We start from the raw sequence: 15,376 nt of genomic DNA, 5'->3' as shown, positions 1-15,376 counted from the left end.
AAGCGGCCCCGCAACCTTTCGGTACTGGGGCCGCTTCCCCGTGCATCGAGTGGATTGCCGGTCAGGCATAGCCGTGCTTGATCAGCTTCAACTCCTGATAGAGCGCTATGCCCAGGCTCACACACATGAACAGCAGCACAATGGTGAATGGCAAGCCGGTGCTGATCGCGCCGGCCTGAAGCGCATTGAGGGCCGCATCGCCACCGATGGCCAACAGCATGCCGGCCACCGTGCCCTCGAGCACAGCCCAGAAGATACGCTGTGGCGTAGGCGCGTCCAGCTTGCCACCCGAGGTGATGCTGTCGATGACCAGCGAGCCGGAATCCGAGGATGTGATGAAGAACACGAGGACCAGCACGATGGCCAGGAAGGAGGTGATGCTCGTGAACGGCATTTCATTGAGCATCTGGAACAGGGCCAGCGAGGACTCGCCGATGCCGCCGGCCAGTTCACCCACGCCCTCCCTGACCTGATCAATGCCGCCACCACCAAAGGCGCTCATCCATACCACCGTCACGAGCATGGGCAGGATCAGAACAGCGGTCATGAATTCGCGCACGGTACGACCTTTTGAAACACGGGCGATGAACATGCCCACGAACGGGCTCCAGGAAATCCACCAGGCCCAGAAGAAGACCGTCCAGGAATGATAGAAGGTGGTGTCCTCACGGCCGACCGGATTGCCCAGCGGCAGTATGTACTGGACGTAACCCCAGACAGTCGTGCCTGCATTGGCGGCGAAGGCGATCAGGCCCCCGGCAATCATGACGAAAATCAGCAATGCCAGGGCGACGAGCATGTTGATGTTACTCAACAGACGAACACCGCCGTGAATGCCCCGGATCACCGAAATCACGGCTATGGCGGTGATCCCGATGATGATCGCAATCTGAGTCATCAGGCCGCCATCGACGCCGAATAGAAACGCCATACCGCTGGCCGCCTGCTGCGCTCCCAGGCCCAGCGACGTCGCCAGACCGAACAGTGTGGCCAGAACGGCGAGTGTATCAATGACATGGCCGAACCAGCCCCAGACCCGGTCGCCGAGCAGCGGGTAGAACGTCGAGCGAATGGTCAGTGGCATGCCCTTGTTGTAGGCGAAAAAGGCCAGCGACAAGGCCACGACGCCGTAAATCGCCCAGGGATGCAGGCCCCAGTGGTACATGGTGGCCCCCAGGGAAGCCGTTGCATCACCGCCGCCCACATTGAGCGGGGTACCGAACCATTCCGTGAAGTAACCCACGGGCTCGGCCACCGCCCAGAACATCAGGCCGATCCCCATGCCAGCGGCGAACAACATCGCGAACCATGACAGATAGCCGAACTCGGGTTTGGCATCCTGGCCACCCAGTCGGACTTTTCCCACCGGCAAGATGATCAGGGCCAGGCAAAACAGAACGAACAGGTTGCCGGCTGTCAGAAACAGCCAGTCGAACTGCTCTCCAATCCAGACCCGAGTCGACTCCAAGGCCTCTTTCGACACTTCGGGGAGGATCAGGGACAGAACAACAAACACCAGGATCAATGTCGCGCTGATGACAAACACAGGATTGTGAATGTCCATCCCCATGGCTTTGATGTTGTCCTGCCCGACTTCGTAGTCCGTGTCGTAGATTCGCTCGATCCTTTTTATTTCTTCTGGTTTGGGTCGACGCCCTTTGTGCTCGCTCATGAGTCATGTCTCCTTGGATAAGACCCGGCATCCAGGCCTCCCAGGTTGATCCATGGTTGGCTTTTAGCTGAGTGTAGTGCTCATTGGCATAAGATCAACCGGGGTATTCTCTCCCGGGGCTATATGTGCACCTGCCCAACACGGGCCGCTACCTTGCTCCAGGAACTCATGTGGTCACTGCTGTCCCAATCCATGTAAGCCACCAGAAAAAGGAGGCAGTCATGAAGATCGCCGACGCAATGACAAAGAGTATCGACACCATCACCGGTGGATCATCGATCACGGACGCAGCCAGGAAAATGCGGGATATGGGGACTGGTTTTCTACCAGTCACCGATGCTGACCAGGAGCGGTTGATCGGTGTCACGACTGACCGGGACATGGTCATTCGTTGCCTCGCCGAGGGCAAGGATCCTTCCCATACCCCGGTCCGGGAAGCCATGAGCGAGAAGGTTCTGTACTGCTTTGCCAACGACGAGCTGGATGCCGCCGCGCAAAGCATGGCCGATCAACAGGTCTATCGGCTGGTCGTCCTGGACAGCCCGGAATCCAAGCGCCTGAGCGGCATCATCACCGTGGGTGATATTCGCCGACATGGGGACGAAGCGGCCGCCGAGCGGGCCGCAGAGAGGATTGCGGACGCCGCTTGAACCTCAGACGGCCTGCAGGACCGCCGCCCTGCGGAAGGGATTCCGCTCGACTGACATGCACCGAACCTGCATCGACATGAGGAGTTCTGACATGAAAACCATCGATCGTGAACAACTCAAGCGAATGAATGAAGAGCATCATGAGGATTTCGTCCTCATCAACGTGCTTCCCCGGGAGGTCTTCAATAAACGACACATCCGGACTTCCATCAACATCCCCGTGGCATCCGATGACTTTGCCGATCAGGTGGATCGCGTCGTCGGGGGCAAGAATCGCAAGATCGTGGTCTATTGCGCCAATTTCGACTGCGACGCCTCCCGCAAGGCCGCGGCGAAGCTCGACAATACCGGCTTCACTGATGTCCTCGACTATGAGGGCGGCACCCAGGACTGGTTCGAGCAGAAAAAAGCCGCCTGAGTATCGTGTAGGTCAATCGGTCTGAAGCATGCCTCGGACAATGTTCCGGGGTTTTTTGCCAGACCCGCGCCGGAGCAGGAGACACGATCCTCGTCTCCGGCGCGGTACTTACCGGTCCCCCGCACACTGACCGCCCTCGGTATCCCTTGCGCTGGGATAGATGAATCCGTAACGACCCGAGACTGTAAAGAATCACCCGTTGCGTGCCGGCGGTGCCATGAACTCAGGCCCTACCGGGTCGGTGATGTGGGTGTCGAGGATGCGGTCGATCTGATCGCGGTCTTCCCCGGTCAGCCCGATGTCCATGACCCGATGGACGGTGGCGACCTGCTCGGGGCGGCGTGCACCCCACAGGGCAATGTCGGCGCCCTGGTCCAGCAGCCAGCGCACCGCCAGATGCAGGACATCGCTTTCGAAACGCTCCCGGGCGAAGTGGTCCAGGGCCTGGACGGCCGCAAGATACTGGTCAAACCGGGGCGACTGGAACTTCGGATCGGACTGGCGCAGATCATCGCCGTCGAAGCGTGTGTCGGCCCCCATGCGACCGCTGAGCAGGCCCCGGCAGAGTGCGCCATAAGCCAGGATCGTGATGCTGTTTTCCCGGCAGTAGGGCAGGACATCCGCTTCGATGCCCCGTTCGAAGAGGTTATAGGGTGGCTGGCAGGCGTGCAGGGGACCGATCTCGCGGAAGGTGTCCATCTGCGCGGGACTGAAGTTGCTGACACCGACGGCGCGTATCTTGCCCTCCCGCAGCAATCGGGTCATGGCCTCGGCAGTTTCCTCCATGGGTGTTGCCGGGTCGGGCCAGTGGACCTGGTAGAGGTCGATGTAGTCGGTCTGCAGACGGCGCAGGGAATCTTCCACCTCGGCCCGGATGCGATCGGCGCTGGCGTTACGCAGCACCGCCTCTTCGGCGGTCCATTCCAGGCCCACCTTGGTGGCGATGAGGACGCGGTCACGGCCGCCACGGCGGCGGATGGCCTCGCCAACCAGTTCCTCGGACTTGCCGAACCCGTAAACGGGCGCGGTATCAATGAGGTTGATGCCCTGGTCCAGGGCGGCATGGATGGTGCGGATGGAAGTCTCGTCATCCGTACCACCCCACATCCAGCCACCGATGGCCCAGGTGCCCAGGGCAATGCGCGAGGCCTCGAAAGGGCTGCCTTTCAGTGGCGTGGTTTCCATGGTACCTCCCGTGCGTGTTTCGGATTGTTGGTGGCGATGCAGGACCAGACCGGCTGACCCGGGGGATCACCCCATGCGGCGCCGTGCCCCTCAGTCCCTGTGCTCTTCCCGGTCATCGTCCTCGGGTTGGACCCCCAGCTTCTGGCGTTCGAAGGCCACCGAGAAGGCGGCGATCTCTTCCAGGGTGAGGTGGATCTCGCGTATGCCGATGTCCCCTTCCTCGATGGCCTCGCGGCCCGGGTGATCGTCGCGGTTGAGCCACTGCCAGGTGATCTGGCCCGGGTAATACACCTGCAATTCGGTCCATTCCACCTCGGCGGTGTCCAGGTCGCCCTCCACGCGCTGGGCCACGATGTCGGCGTCGTCCACGCCCAGGCCCAGGGTCTGCGGGTGCGAGACCAGGTGCCAGCGGGCGCCGGAGGCATCGGTATGAACGGCAAAGGCCACCTGATAGCTTCCGCCATCCTCCAGTGACTTGCTGTCCAGCGGGTTGGGGGCTTCCAGAGTACGGGTCAGGTGAATGCGCCAGGCGCCCTCCTCATAGCCGCCCGAGGCGGCGATGGCGCCTCGGCTCCCGGTGGGCTGTCTCAGGAAGCGCTGGGGCAGGACATCGCCCTCCTGCCAGTCGTGATTCGGGTCGAAGGGGACAGCGATTTCTTCGGACAGGTAGTACCAGTCATCCTGTCCGTAGTCACGGTCCATGAGGCGTTGCCGATCCATGGCCTTGAAGCCGGTGATGCCGGGGTTGAACATCCAGGCGGGTCGCTCCGCCTTGTCGTCCCAGTTGTCGGTGAAGGGCCCCTGGCCCTCGCTGTTCAGGCGATAGTGCAGCACGTAGTTGTTGTCCGCATGCCCCACCGGATGGCTGCGATGGGCGCGCCATTGCCACAGGTCCAGGAAATATCCCTGTTCGCGCAGGGCCTGTATCTCGTCATCGGACTTGAGCTTGTCCCAGGAGACTTCATCATCGGCTGCGTCGCGACTGCCGGGGAGGTATTTGCGCACGTCGGAGCGGCCCATGTCTTCGCCCAGGACGGGATGCGCGCGCACTGCCTCGCCATCCGCGGCATCGGTGAGGGTGCGCATACCTTCATGGACGGTCATGTAGGCGCCATGCTCGCCAAAGTGGGGCACCGATCCGTCGTCCAGCATCATGGAGATCCGGTCCTCGTACAGCCCATGGGGATCCGGCCCTGGAGATCCGCGTCCGTAACGGATCCATTCCCCGTCCTCGAAGATCCAGTACTGGTGATACCAACTGGGATTGTCGGTCTCGAATTCATAACGGATCTGGATGTGCTCGTCGTTGTAGACCGCGCCCACCCGCAGGGTGCGCAGACGCTCCTCCTGGGCGGGGATGTACACGTTGCGGGCTTCGTCGACGAACTCCGGCTCGGCGGCCAGGGCCGATCCCGTCACGGTCATCGCCAGGACAGTGAAAACCGTACCCGACAGGTGAAGCGGCTGGTGTTTCATGGGATCTCCTTGATCAAATGCAATATCCACCGATGCCTGACCCTATTCGATGGCTTTGCAGGAAATCAAGCATGGCCATGGCATGCATTCCCACCGGGCGTTCGGTGAGCCGGATTTTCGGGCATGGAGATGCCCGCTACAGGGTGATGACGATGCCGCCAGCGGCCAGGATGATCACCACTGCCCAGGCGGGCAATTTCCAGACGCTGAGCAGGAGAAAGCCTGTGAGTGCCAGGGCAAACTCGTGGGGACCCAGGATGGCGCTGGTGAAGACCGGGTGATAAAGGGCAGCCCCCAGGATGCCCACGACAGCCGCATTGGCACCGCGCATCAGTGCCTGTGCGCCCACTCACCCACTCATCTGATCGAAGGCTTCCAGAGCCTGGGCTCCATAGACATAGGACGGGCCGCCGCCCATGTAGATGGACAGGCCGATGGTTTCCATGACCTCCTCGCGGGTGGCGCCGTGCTTGATGGCCGCCTTGGTATGGAAGGCAATACAGCCCTCGCAGCGCAGGGCGATGCCGATGGCCAGGGCCATGAGTTCCTTATGCTTGGCGGACACCGCTCCCTCGTGGCACGCGGCCTTGTCCATCGCACCAAAGGCCTTGGCGACCTCCGGGATGCCACTGCCCATTTCCTGCATGAGCCCACCCAGTTGCTTCGCGGTCTGATTCCAGTCTTTGTGCATATTCGTCTCCTGCGTGTTTCTATTGATGGATGTCAAGGTTTAATATCTAACGGTCGTTAGAGTGTGCTACAGACAATTTGAGTGCCGCAACCCTTTGCCATGACCCAGACCCATCGCACCCTTCAGGATCTGCTCTATGAGCAGGTGGCCCGCATCGGCAAGGCGCTGTCCAGCCCCAAGCGTCTGGAGATCCTGGATCTCCTGGCTCAGGGGGAGAAGTCGGTGGATCGCCTGGCGGAAGAGGCGGGTATCGATATCAAGCTGGCCAGCGCCCACCTGCGGGTGCTCAAGGAAGGCCGACTGGTCATGACGCGCCGACAGGGGCGTTTCATCTTTTATCGCCTGTCCGGCGAGGACGTGGCCTCCCTGAACGTGATGGTGCGATGCGTGGCCGAGGAGCACCTGCTGGAACTGCGAGCCACCCTGGAACGGATGTCGGGTGACATCGAGACGCTGGATGCCCGGAGCCGGGCTGATCTGCTGGCCCGGGCGCGCCAGGGGGAGGTGGTGGTGATCGACGTGCGTCCGCCGGAGGAGTATCAGACGGCTCATCTGCCCTTTGCCCGCTCACTGCCGCTGGCGGAGATCGAGGCCCGACTGGCCGAGTTGCCCACGGATCGGGAGATCGTGGCCTACTGCCGGGGGCCATTCTGTGTCCTGTCCGACGAGGCCGTGGCCTTGCTGCGGCGCCGGGGATATCAGGCTCAAAAGCTCAGCGATGGCGTCTCCGAGTGGCAGGCAGCCGGTCTACCGCTGGAATCCCCGGCTGCGGTTTCATCCAATGATCACGCGCACATGAGTGACCGCTAGTCCGTTCTGAAAATCTAAGGAGCCCACATGTCCACCTCATCTCGCCAAGGCATGGCCACCCGCGCCATTCATGGAGTATCAAGCCGGGATCCTCAGGGGAGTCCACACACCCCCATCTACAACACGACCACGTTCGGATTCGAGTCCACCGCCGATCTGCTGGAGGTGGTGGACGGCAATAGGCCCGGCAGTCTGTACACCCGCTATGGCATGAACCCCACCATCTTCGCCCTGGAGGAAACCCTGGCCGGTCTGGAAGGGGCCGAGATGGCCTGGGCGTTTTGCTCGGGGATGGCGGCCGAGACCGCCTTGTTCCTGACCCACGGTCGCGAAGGCATCATCTGCATGGGGGATGCCTACGGCGGCACCCTGGAGTTGCTGGAGAGCCAGTTGCCCCTGCTGGGTATCAAGACACACCTGATCCTCGGGCACGAACTGGACCGCCTGGATGCATTGCTCGCCGATGGGGCCAGACTGGTCTTCTTCGAGACCCCCACCAATCCGGCCCTGGAACTGTTCGACATCCAGGCCATTGCCGAGCGGGCCCATGCCCAGGGTGCACTGGTGGCCATCGACAACACCTTTGCCTCCCCGGTGAACCAGCAGCCTCTGGCCCTGGGCGCGGACCTGGTGGTGCACAGTGCCACCAAGTACCTGGGTGGCCACAGCGATCTCACCGCCGGCGCTCTCATGGGCTCCAGCGAGTTGCTCATGCCCGTGTGGAACTGGCGCAAGAACCTGGGATCCATGATCGCCCCGGAAACAGCCGCATTGCTGGCACGCAGCCTGCGCACCCTGTCGGTGCGCGTGCAGCGGCAGAATGCCTCGGCTCAGGCCATTGCCGAAGCCATGCTTCGCCATCCCCGTGTGGAGCGGGTGCTGTATCCGGGCCTGCCCGATTTCCCGGGCCACGACCTGGCGGCCCGGCAGATGCAGGGTTTTGGGGGCATGCTCACCATTGAGGTGAAGGGCGGCGGGGAGGCCGCCACCCGGGTGGCGGATCGTCTGCAGCTTTTCGCCCTGGCCCCGAGCCTCGGGGGTGCCGAGAGTCTGGTGACCCAGCCGTGCACCACCACCCATCATGGGTTATCACCCGAGGAACGCACCCGCCGAGGCATCAGCGATGCCATGCTGAGACTGTCGGTGGGCCTGGAGGATGTGGAGGATCTGATCACCGATCTGGAACAGGCGCTCGAAGGCAGTTAGCTTGCACGGAGCCTTCGGGGGAACTGCCGGGGAGTTCTCCGTGCCTAGCGCCCCACCACAGCCGTCTCAGTAGGGGATGCGTGTCCGCAGCCTGGGTCATTGCAGCCATTGTTACCGGAAGACTGGGTGGCTGGTCTGGGCCGAGAGGTGGCCGCACGGCAGCTCAGGGCCGACCACTGCCAACAGCGGTCATCAGTCGTCTCTTGGCGACCCGAAGCGGGCACTCAGGCGCCGCCCACGAACGACCCTTCACCGACATTCTGCCGACGCACGGAAACCTTGATCCTGAGATGGATTTCAACGTATGCGACCAGATTCCCGAAACCGGAATCGACCCCGCATCCGTCAGATCGCCACCTTCCAGTCCCGTAACTGGCCGACGGTCTGTGTCAGCCCCTGCTTGAGCAGCGTGTCCAGGTACTCGTCAACCGTCTTGGGCGGGTTCTTCAGCGATCGGCGATTCGTCGTGGATCCTCTCCGTCCAGCGCGCCCGGTACAGATCGGTCAGTGCCAGGCGCATCAGCAGGTCGCGCAGCGGTGCCGGGTAGAGCACGCACGCGTCGTAGATGACGGTGAAGTGCGAACTCATTCATTCGTACCCCATCTTGAGCGCCTGGGCCTGCTCGGCTAGTGCATCGAGGGCCTTGCTGCGCTCAGCGTCGATCCGCTCCTTGTACGCGACCACATCCTGGTAGCGGACGCGCCGGTGCGTTCCGATCTTGTGGAACGGGATCTCTCCGCGCTCCAGTAACTGCACGAGGAAGGGCCGCGAGACGTTGAGCACGTCCGCTGCGTCCTGGGTCGTCAGTTCGGCGTGAATCGGGATGATGCTGACCGCGTTGCCCTCACCGATTTCGGTCAGGACGTCGACGAGCAGCCGCAGCGCCGACACCGGGACGCGGACTGGATGCGACGCGCCTTTGTCGTCGAGGATCTCGATCTGCTGCGTTTCCGCGCGTGTCTGCAGGAAGGCGGACAACGCTCGGCCGCTCTCGCGGGCGATGGCAACTTCTTCGGCTGTCGGCAACGAATGGGTGGGAGAGAGTGTGGTCATGGCAGCCTCCTGGGAGCTTTTGACAGCGTCATGAGGCAGAGTGTAAGCGAAATGAACGAATAATCGAAATATCCGAAATAAGATGGTCTTTCCGGGCGGGCAGGCAGAAGGCACGCACCTACACCCATTTCGGCGCCAGACCGCCCCACAGTTGGCTCGTGGGAGGAAACGAGTGTCCTATGCCACTAGACGCGCTCAGCGCAGACTCGATCACCAGTCCCGACCGCGCTCGTTTTGGGCCTGGCGGTTCACCGCGAACGCAATGACGGTGTTTATCAGAAACAGCCTCGACGGTTCCGTTCCATCATACCTACCCAAACCTATTCATAAGCATCTAAACAGGTTCAGTGCTGATTTCCTGCTTCACAGAGGCCGGTTTCACTCCGGTCTCGCGACCTGAGCCAGCGCCTTCCTCTCCACAGGCTGACACCGTGGAACTCACGGCGTAATGGGCAAGATTTCTTGCCGCATTCACATCCCGGTCGTGGTGTACGCCACAGTCCGGGCAAATCCACTGCCGCGTGGATAGTGGCATTGCCTTCTGCACTGCTCCACAGACCGAACACATTTTGCTGCTGGGGAACCAGCGGTCGGCCACCACCACCTGTCCACCCCGCTGATCTGCCTTGTACGCCAGTTGCCGACGGCACTCATGAAAACTCATGTCGGCAATAGAGCGGGCCAGATGCCGGTTCGCCATCATGCCGCGCACATTCAGATCCTCGATGCCGATGGTATGAAACCGACGGGTCAGATCCGACGTGAGCTTGTGCAAGGCATCTTGGCGAATGTTGGCAATGCGGGCATGCAGTCGTGCCAGTTTTGCCTTGGCCTTGTTCCGGTTGCTGGAACCTTTTTGCTTGCGTGACAGGCTGCGTGATACCCGCCGGAGTCGCTTGAGCAGGGCGGTATGCGCCTTGGGGCCGGTGATGGTGTCTCCCGTCGAGAGCGTGGCCAGTGCCGACACCCCCAGATCCACCCCGACCGAGCCTTGGTTTTCAGTTGGTCGCCTGGGTGGATCTTCGGTCTCCACGGTGATGCTGACAAACCAGCGGTCGGCGACGCGGGAGACCGTCGCAGACATGATTTTGCCGGCAAAGCGCAACGACTCCCGCATCCGCACCCAGCCAAGGTTGGGGATGCGGATGCGGGAGCCTTCGACGCGGAACTGGTCATTGGTGAGGGTGAAGCGGTCGTGGACGCCTTTTTTGCGGAACTTCGGGTACCTGGCGCGACCGGCGAAGAAATTCCTGAACGCTTCGCCCAGCTGGATGATCGCCATCTGCGGTGCCGTTTTGGTGACCTCCAGCATCCACGGAAACTGCTCGCGCTTGATGGCGTTCAACTGGCGCCGCAGTGCGACCTGCGAGGGCTTGGGCAGGCTGTTGTCCTGCTTCCATGCCGCGTACTGGCACTGCCATTCGGCCAACGCCCAGTTGTAGGCGAAACGCGCCGTGCCGGCCGCGCGGGCAAAATAGGTCGCCTGCCTGTTGTTGGGCGCAAGCGCAATCCTGTGGGCACGGATCATGTCGCGTCCTCCACGGCCTTCTTCACGTCATCCAGCAGCTTCTGGTTCTTGCGCGAGCGGCTGCCATAAAGTCGGGCACTGAACACGGTGATGATCTCCAGCACATCCTTCGCCAAATCCTCCTCAAAGGTCGTATCTTCACCCTGGTTGAGAATCACCACCTCGACCTCCCTGGCTTCGCAGATGGCAAAGACCAACTCGGCCCCGAAGCGCAAAAGCCGATCCTTGTGGGTGATCACCAGTCGCCCGACTTCCCCATCGACGATGGCATCAAGCAGTCGCTTCAACCCTTTCTTGTGGTAGTTCATCCCCGAGCCAAGGTCGGAAATCAACTCGAATGTCCATCCCTGCTGAGCGCAGTAAAGTTCCAGAACCTGTTTCTGTCGCTCCAGATCCTCCTTCTGATCATGGCTGGGCACACGGGCATAGGCCACGGTGCGTCGCCCTGTGTTTTCCTCAGCCCGGAACATCTCGGGCCGGAGTTTCGCCAGGTCGTAACGGCGATGGCCGCCCGCTGTGTGCTCAGGCACCAACCTGCCCGATGCCTCCCAGCGGCGCAGTGTCGTAATGGACACGCCCAGCGCGTTGGCGGCCTCACCGATGCTTGACAATCTTTTCATATTGGAAAGTATCGGTAATATATGAATAGATTTCAAGCGAACTGCTCAAGCCCTCAGAGCGCGACCAACCATTGCAGCAGTTCCTCGGGGTAAGGCAGCAGCCAGATCAGCACCCCCAGGAGGATGCAAGCGGCAATGGAGCCCAGTGGGAAGTCCGGTTGCAGGATCTTGAGGGCGGAACCGAAGGAGCGTCGGATGCGGGCGTTGTTGATGTCGACGCTGTACAACTCGTCCAACACCAGGTGGATCAGGAACCCCAGGAAGATGGCGACGCCCTGCAGCCAGATCACCAGCACGTCCGCCGTCAGACACTGCAGACCCACGTAAACCCACCCCAGGCTCCAGCACAGGCCGACGACCAGGCTGTGGCACAGCCCGCGGTGTCGGCTGAGGCGCTGAAACAGCATCGCCAGGGGGTAGCGCACCACAAACCAGGCCAGCAGGGCCAGGGCGAAGATCTCGCATCCAATGGGCTCGATCTGGGGAAGCCAGTCCACCCGATGGTTGTAGGAAGCGGGCAGTATTGCCACCACTGCGGTGGCAGCCACCAGCGAGAGTGCCCCGAACAGGGCCCGCTGGGGCCGCCCGCCATCCACATCAATGTCGGGCAGAAGGGTGCCGGCCACCAGGAAGAGCATCAATCCCAGGGATTCCCAGCCATCCAGATTCCCCGTGGCCAGAGTGGCGCCGGCCAGGCCTGCCGCGAACATCCCCGCGACACTTACATGCGTTGCGAAATTGGCCATTTAGTATTTGTTGTTATTAAAAATCGCATTCATTCAGAATGTTATCATCAAAGCTGAATGAATGGACAGAGGTGCGGGGGGTGGGTTCCGTGGATCGCGAACTACCTGAGCCTTTTGCGGCGTTCACCCCCTGCGTTGTCACGGGGTGTGGGGCTGGTGCAGGCTGGTGGCCATGTTTCATCACGAGGTAGGGAATCAATGGCGGCAGGCATGAACCTTGAGCCGTGGAAGGCTGGGCGGCCAGTGGGGGCGTTCGCGGCAAAGGCGATGATCCTGTGCGGTATGGTGGCTCTGCTGACAGGCTGCGGCGCCACCATTGTCAAGCCGGATTCACCGCCCGAGGACCCGGTCACGGTGCTGCTCTTGGACCATGGGCGCCACTCCAGCCTGGTCCTGCCGGGGCCCGATGACACCGCCATGACGCGGTATTCCTACGGTGACTGGTCTTACTATGCCGAGGCCGACATGGGTTGGAAGAGTGGGTTCAGGGCATTGATGTGGCCCACCCAGGCGACCTTGGGGCGTCGTGTGCTGGAAGGCCCACCGGATGAGACAACGGTGCGCTCCCGCGTGCGCGTGGGAATCGCCGAGATCATCCCCCTGGAGGTGGCTTCCCGCGAGGCGCGTTCTCTGCAACAGGCACTGGACGCAGTGTACGAAGAGCAACTGTCCACCCGCCTTTACAACGCCCGATTCGACCTGGAGTTCGTGGAGCACCCCCGGGATTACAGCCTGAGCTCCAATTCCAATGGGATGGTGGCCGAGTGGTTGCGGGATCTGGGCCTGGAGGTGAGGGGGCAACCGGTCTGGTCGCGCTGGCGTGTTCAATCGGGGGAGTGATGGCCGCCGACCGTTACAAGGCTGAAGTCTTCCACTGCTAGACTCTCCCCCATGGAAATTCTCGCCTGGGTTCTCTGTGTCTTGCTGGTTGTTGCGGGTGTCGCGGGGTTAGTGCTCCCCGCCATCCCGGGGCCATTGTTGTTGTTTCTTGGCCTATGGGCGGCGGCCTGGGCCGAGGGCTTTGCGTACGTGGGGCTGGGTACCTTGCTGGTGCTGGGTGCCATGGCCGCTCTGGCCTCCCTGGCCGATTTCGTGGCCGGCGCATTCGGGGCACATCGTTACGGAGCCTCGGCGCGCTCCGTGGCCGGGGCCACGATCGGTGCCGTGGTGGGCCTGTTCTTCGGTTTGATCGGCCTTCTGCTGGGGCCTTTCATCGGCGCCGTATTGGGGGAGCTTTCTGCCCGTCGGGACCTATTGGCGGCGGGCCGGGCAGGTTGGGGGGCCACCCTGGGCCTCATTCTGGGCACGGCAGCCAAGGTGGCCCTGGGGCTTGCCATGGTGGCCCTGTTTCTGGCGGTGCGACTCTTCTGAACCGGGCGGTCGGTCGGTATCGGAGTCAGACCGTCCGTTCTCCCTGAGCGCCGTTTGTCCCTCGGTCGACAACTGGTCGACTTGTCATCTGCCGGGTCCTGCACAAAGCTGGGCACGTGGTTCGGGTAGAACCCGACCGTGTTCCATGCCAAGACCTTACAGGTGATTCTCATGTCTCGATATCTTCTGATCCTGATCTTTTTCGGCGCCGGCTTTCTGATGGCCTCACCCGCTCACGCCCTGGATTCCAGCAATTGTTACTGGGGAAAACTCCCCAATGGCGATTACCACGTGGCCTGCAACACGGCGGCCCTCACCGGGCGCGGCATCCTCCAGAACCGAAATGCCAGCGAAATCACCGGCCCTCGCTCCTATGACGAGATCGTGAGCCGCTTCTGCAATCAGTCCCAGTCTCCCTCTCCAGGCAACTGGCGCACCAACTTGCCTCGTCAGGGGGGTTGCAACTGACACCTGATCAAGCAGGGACCGAGATGAGCACAGTGGATGGTTTTCTTCGACCGGGTGGCGGTCCGTCTTCTTGTCGCGTGCTGTGGTTGGCGGTCTCGCTGGCAGGTACATGAGGGGTTGGAGCGGTGAGGTGGAAGACATGGCCCCACGGCTGGAGGTCATCACGAAGTTCGGTCCGCGTTGACTGCGGGGTAATCCTGAGAACAATGGGGGAATCATGGCCGCCGCTACCCCATTTCCCGTGAGCCCAGAAGATCACTCCCAGCGACAGACAGTATCCGCGTCTGATAGCATCCCGAGGCCACATCGGGGACATCGAAGCATGCGCACAATGAATACAAGCTTGCAGGAGTGCGCCGTTTGAGCCAGGAAGGCCAACTCCTCGACCAAAAGTCCTTGCGGTCCGTGATCGGCAAGAGCGCCGACTGGAACGAGCTGGTCAAGGATTGCATCGCTTTCGCCAACGCGACGGGCGGTCGCCTGTTGCTCGGCATCGAGGACGGTCAGGACGCGCCACCCGCGGGCCAACAGATTCCCACCGATCTTACGGACACCATCCGGCGTAAGATTGCCGAGCGCAGCGTCAACGTGGCCGTGCTTCCGGATGTGGTCACCGCAGCCAATGGCGGTCAATACATCAACCTCGCTGTTCCCCGGGCCATCGCGGTGGCATCGACCACTGATGGCCGCTACTTCCTGCGCGTGGCCGACCAGAGTAAACCTGTCACCGGTGACGATGTACTCCGGTTGGCGGCGGAGCGTGCGGCGCTGCCCTGGGAAACCCAGACCACGCTGCAGGTGCCCAGATCAGCCACCGATCCTGACAAGCTCGGCAAGCTGATGAATGCGCTGAGGGCATCGGACCGCGTCAAGCCATCCGTCAAGGAAAAGTCCGATGACGAGCTGCTCGACCATTACCAGCTCGCACAAGGTGGCTACCTAGCCCAGTTGGGCATCCTGTGCCTGGGGCAGCAGCATCAGCGTGCGCAGCTGACCACAGCACCGGTAATCCAGTTCATCAAGTACGACGAGCGCGGCCAGAAGGTCAACAAGCTGGTGTGGGACGACCACACCTTGAATCCGATGGAACTGATCGAGGCTGTCTGGTTGGGGGTGCCCGACTTTCGGGAGCACTACGAACTGCCGGATGGCCTGTACCGACAGAACGTGCCCGCCTTCGACGAGGTGGTGGTGCGCGAGCTTTTGGTCAACGCCCTGGTGCATCGCCCCTACACCCAGCGCGGCGACATCTTCCTGAACTTGCACCCGGTGTTGTTTCCCAGATTATTCCACGCCCCTTTTCCCACACAGATCCTGGCTACAGGCCGAGTGTTTTCCCGGATTATGCCCTCGGGTGGAAGATTCCTGGAAGGTGAACGGATGCGGGAAGCTGGGGGCGCGAGCCTTGGGTGACTCGCGCCCGGGGGCAAGGACTCAGAAGGGATCCTGCTCGTCGTCGAACAGGGAGGTCTGGCGGGTGT

At 61.8% G+C, this 15,376-nt stretch carries 19 protein-coding genes; 8 read left to right on the top strand and 11 right to left on the bottom strand.

What is annotated here, in order from left to right:
* Positions 1–61: 61 nt before the first annotated feature.
* Positions 62–1,672 carry a BCCT family transporter gene (locus ECTHA_RS0106650; protein WP_025282968.1) on the bottom strand — a complete coding sequence of 537 codons (1,611 nt, stop codon included), beginning with the start codon at positions 1,670–1,672 and terminating at the stop codon, positions 62–64.
* Between the two features lie 221 nt (positions 1,673–1,893).
* Between ECTHA_RS0106650 and ECTHA_RS0106645 the strand changes: the two genes are divergently transcribed.
* Entirely contained in the window at positions 1,894–2,322 is a 429-nt protein-coding gene (locus tag ECTHA_RS0106645; protein ID WP_025282967.1) for a CBS domain-containing protein, read from the top strand.
* Between the two features lie 91 nt (positions 2,323–2,413).
* The gene (locus ECTHA_RS0106635; RefSeq protein WP_025282966.1) at positions 2,414–2,740 is read left to right on the top strand and encodes a rhodanese-like domain-containing protein; all 327 of its coding nucleotides are present in this window, start codon (positions 2,414–2,416) and stop codon (positions 2,738–2,740) included.
* 192 nt (positions 2,741–2,932) lie between these two features.
* Here the strand turns inward: ECTHA_RS0106635 and ECTHA_RS0106630 are convergent, their stop codons facing one another.
* From ECTHA_RS0106630 to ECTHA_RS0106615, 4 genes are all read right to left on the bottom strand, one after another.
* Positions 2,933–3,925, bottom strand: coding sequence for an aldo/keto reductase (locus tag ECTHA_RS0106630; protein ID WP_025282965.1), 993 nt, complete (start codon positions 3,923–3,925; stop codon positions 2,933–2,935).
* Between the two features lie 90 nt (positions 3,926–4,015).
* On the bottom strand, positions 4,016–5,401 hold the full coding sequence (locus ECTHA_RS0106625; protein ID WP_025282964.1) for an ethylbenzene dehydrogenase-related protein: 1,386 nt from the start codon (positions 5,399–5,401) through the stop codon (positions 4,016–4,018).
* A gap of 136 nt (positions 5,402–5,537) precedes the next feature.
* Positions 5,538–5,750, bottom strand: coding sequence for a hypothetical protein (locus tag ECTHA_RS0106620; RefSeq protein WP_025282963.1), 213 nt, complete (start codon positions 5,748–5,750; stop codon positions 5,538–5,540).
* A complete protein-coding gene (locus ECTHA_RS0106615) occupies positions 5,751–6,092 on the bottom strand; it encodes a carboxymuconolactone decarboxylase family protein (protein WP_025282962.1) in 342 nt (113 codons plus the stop codon). It abuts the gene before it with no gap.
* Positions 6,093–6,191: 99 nt separating this feature from the next.
* Here ECTHA_RS0106615 and ECTHA_RS17355 point away from each other — a divergent pair, with 99 nt between their 5' ends.
* Together ECTHA_RS17355 and ECTHA_RS0106605 are read left to right on the top strand one after the other, a co-directional pair.
* The gene (locus ECTHA_RS17355; protein ID WP_025282961.1) at positions 6,192–6,902 is read left to right on the top strand and encodes an ArsR/SmtB family transcription factor; all 711 of its coding nucleotides are present in this window, start codon (positions 6,192–6,194) and stop codon (positions 6,900–6,902) included.
* Between the two features lie 27 nt (positions 6,903–6,929).
* Positions 6,930–8,108, top strand: coding sequence for a trans-sulfuration enzyme family protein (locus ECTHA_RS0106605; RefSeq protein ID WP_025282960.1), 1,179 nt, complete (start codon positions 6,930–6,932; stop codon positions 8,106–8,108).
* 345 nt (positions 8,109–8,453) lie between these two features.
* Here ECTHA_RS0106605 and ECTHA_RS20745 read toward each other — a convergent pair whose 3' ends face one another.
* From ECTHA_RS20745 to ECTHA_RS18950, 6 genes are all read right to left on the bottom strand, one after another.
* Positions 8,454–8,525 carry a hypothetical protein gene (locus ECTHA_RS20745; RefSeq protein WP_473216908.1) on the bottom strand — a complete coding sequence of 24 codons (72 nt, stop codon included), beginning with the start codon at positions 8,523–8,525 and terminating at the stop codon, positions 8,454–8,456.
* Positions 8,526–8,532: 7 nt separating this feature from the next.
* Entirely contained in the window at positions 8,533–8,697 is a 165-nt protein-coding gene (locus ECTHA_RS19390) for a hypothetical protein (protein WP_238984787.1), read from the bottom strand.
* On the bottom strand, positions 8,698–9,162 hold the full coding sequence (locus tag ECTHA_RS0106595; protein WP_025282959.1) for a helix-turn-helix domain-containing protein: 465 nt from the start codon (positions 9,160–9,162) through the stop codon (positions 8,698–8,700). It lies immediately after the preceding gene.
* 334 nt (positions 9,163–9,496) lie between these two features.
* Positions 9,497–10,690, bottom strand: a complete 1,194-nt coding sequence (locus ECTHA_RS0106590) for an RNA-guided endonuclease InsQ/TnpB family protein (RefSeq protein ID WP_025282958.1) — start codon at positions 10,688–10,690, stop codon at positions 9,497–9,499.
* The gene (locus tag ECTHA_RS0106585) at positions 10,687–11,310 is read right to left on the bottom strand and encodes an IS607 family transposase (RefSeq protein ID WP_025282957.1); all 624 of its coding nucleotides are present in this window, start codon (positions 11,308–11,310) and stop codon (positions 10,687–10,689) included. The genes ECTHA_RS0106590 and ECTHA_RS0106585 overlap by 4 nt, the downstream gene beginning before the upstream one ends.
* A gap of 53 nt (positions 11,311–11,363) precedes the next feature.
* Positions 11,364–12,056, bottom strand: coding sequence for a metal-dependent hydrolase (locus tag ECTHA_RS18950; RefSeq protein ID WP_084306790.1), 693 nt, complete (start codon positions 12,054–12,056; stop codon positions 11,364–11,366).
* A 282-nt stretch (positions 12,057–12,338) separates the two neighbouring features.
* Here ECTHA_RS18950 and ECTHA_RS0106575 point away from each other — a divergent pair, with 282 nt between their 5' ends.
* The 4 genes from ECTHA_RS0106575 to ECTHA_RS17345 all read left to right on the top strand — a co-directional run bounded on the left by ECTHA_RS0106575 (position 12,339) and on the right by ECTHA_RS17345 (position 15,308).
* The gene (locus tag ECTHA_RS0106575) at positions 12,339–12,896 is read left to right on the top strand and encodes a DUF2459 domain-containing protein (RefSeq protein WP_025282955.1); all 558 of its coding nucleotides are present in this window, start codon (positions 12,339–12,341) and stop codon (positions 12,894–12,896) included.
* 51 nt (positions 12,897–12,947) lie between these two features.
* Positions 12,948–13,427, top strand: a complete 480-nt coding sequence (locus ECTHA_RS0106570) for a DUF456 domain-containing protein (protein WP_025282954.1) — start codon at positions 12,948–12,950, stop codon at positions 13,425–13,427.
* A gap of 171 nt (positions 13,428–13,598) precedes the next feature.
* Entirely contained in the window at positions 13,599–13,895 is a 297-nt protein-coding gene (locus tag ECTHA_RS0106565) for a hypothetical protein (RefSeq protein ID WP_128571970.1), read from the top strand.
* A 360-nt stretch (positions 13,896–14,255) separates the two neighbouring features.
* Positions 14,256–15,308 carry an AlbA family DNA-binding domain-containing protein gene (locus tag ECTHA_RS17345; RefSeq protein WP_025282952.1) on the top strand — a complete coding sequence of 351 codons (1,053 nt, stop codon included), beginning with the start codon at positions 14,256–14,258 and terminating at the stop codon, positions 15,306–15,308.
* Positions 15,309–15,376: the final 68 nt, after the last annotated feature.

It is taken from the genome of Ectothiorhodospira haloalkaliphila ATCC 51935, assembly GCF_000633935.1.
GTDB classification, from domain to species: domain Bacteria; phylum Pseudomonadota; class Gammaproteobacteria; order Ectothiorhodospirales; family Ectothiorhodospiraceae; genus Ectothiorhodospira; species Ectothiorhodospira haloalkaliphila.
Note: the sequence above shows the minus strand (reverse complement) of the source record. Positions and strands in the feature narration are given on the sequence as shown.

Bases quoted from the DNA above. Each gene is read 5' to 3' on its own strand.
- ECTHA_RS0106650 (WP_025282968.1), bottom strand. From the start codon at position 1,672: ATGAGCGAGCACAAAGGGCGTCGACCCAAACCAGAAGAAATAAAAAGG.
- ECTHA_RS0106645 (WP_025282967.1), top strand. From the start codon at position 1,894: ATGAAGATCGCCGACGCAATGACAAAGAGTATCGACACCATCACCGGT.
- ECTHA_RS0106635 (WP_025282966.1), top strand. From the start codon at position 2,414: ATGAAAACCATCGATCGTGAACAACTCAAGCGAATGAATGAAGAGCAT.
- ECTHA_RS0106630 (WP_025282965.1), bottom strand. From the start codon at position 3,925: ATGGAAACCACGCCACTGAAAGGCAGCCCTTTCGAGGCCTCGCGCATT.
- ECTHA_RS0106625 (WP_025282964.1), bottom strand. From the start codon at position 5,401: ATGAAACACCAGCCGCTTCACCTGTCGGGTACGGTTTTCACTGTCCTG.
- ECTHA_RS0106615 (WP_025282962.1), bottom strand. From the start codon at position 6,092: ATGCACAAAGACTGGAATCAGACCGCGAAGCAACTGGGTGGGCTCATG.
- ECTHA_RS17355 (WP_025282961.1), top strand. From the start codon at position 6,192: ATGACCCAGACCCATCGCACCCTTCAGGATCTGCTCTATGAGCAGGTG.
- ECTHA_RS0106605 (WP_025282960.1), top strand. From the start codon at position 6,930: ATGTCCACCTCATCTCGCCAAGGCATGGCCACCCGCGCCATTCATGGA.
- ECTHA_RS19390 (WP_238984787.1), bottom strand. From the start codon at position 8,697: ATGAGTTCGCACTTCACCGTCATCTACGACGCGTGCGTGCTCTACCCG.
- ECTHA_RS0106595 (WP_025282959.1), bottom strand. From the start codon at position 9,162: ATGACCACACTCTCTCCCACCCATTCGTTGCCGACAGCCGAAGAAGTT.
- ECTHA_RS0106590 (WP_025282958.1), bottom strand. From the start codon at position 10,690: ATGATCCGTGCCCACAGGATTGCGCTTGCGCCCAACAACAGGCAGGCG.
- ECTHA_RS0106585 (WP_025282957.1), bottom strand. From the start codon at position 11,310: ATGAAAAGATTGTCAAGCATCGGTGAGGCCGCCAACGCGCTGGGCGTG.
- ECTHA_RS18950 (WP_084306790.1), bottom strand. From the start codon at position 12,056: ATGGCCAATTTCGCAACGCATGTAAGTGTCGCGGGGATGTTCGCGGCA.
- ECTHA_RS0106575 (WP_025282955.1), top strand. From the start codon at position 12,339: ATGGTGGCTCTGCTGACAGGCTGCGGCGCCACCATTGTCAAGCCGGAT.
- ECTHA_RS0106570 (WP_025282954.1), top strand. From the start codon at position 12,948: ATGGAAATTCTCGCCTGGGTTCTCTGTGTCTTGCTGGTTGTTGCGGGT.
- ECTHA_RS0106565 (WP_128571970.1), top strand. From the start codon at position 13,599: ATGTCTCGATATCTTCTGATCCTGATCTTTTTCGGCGCCGGCTTTCTG.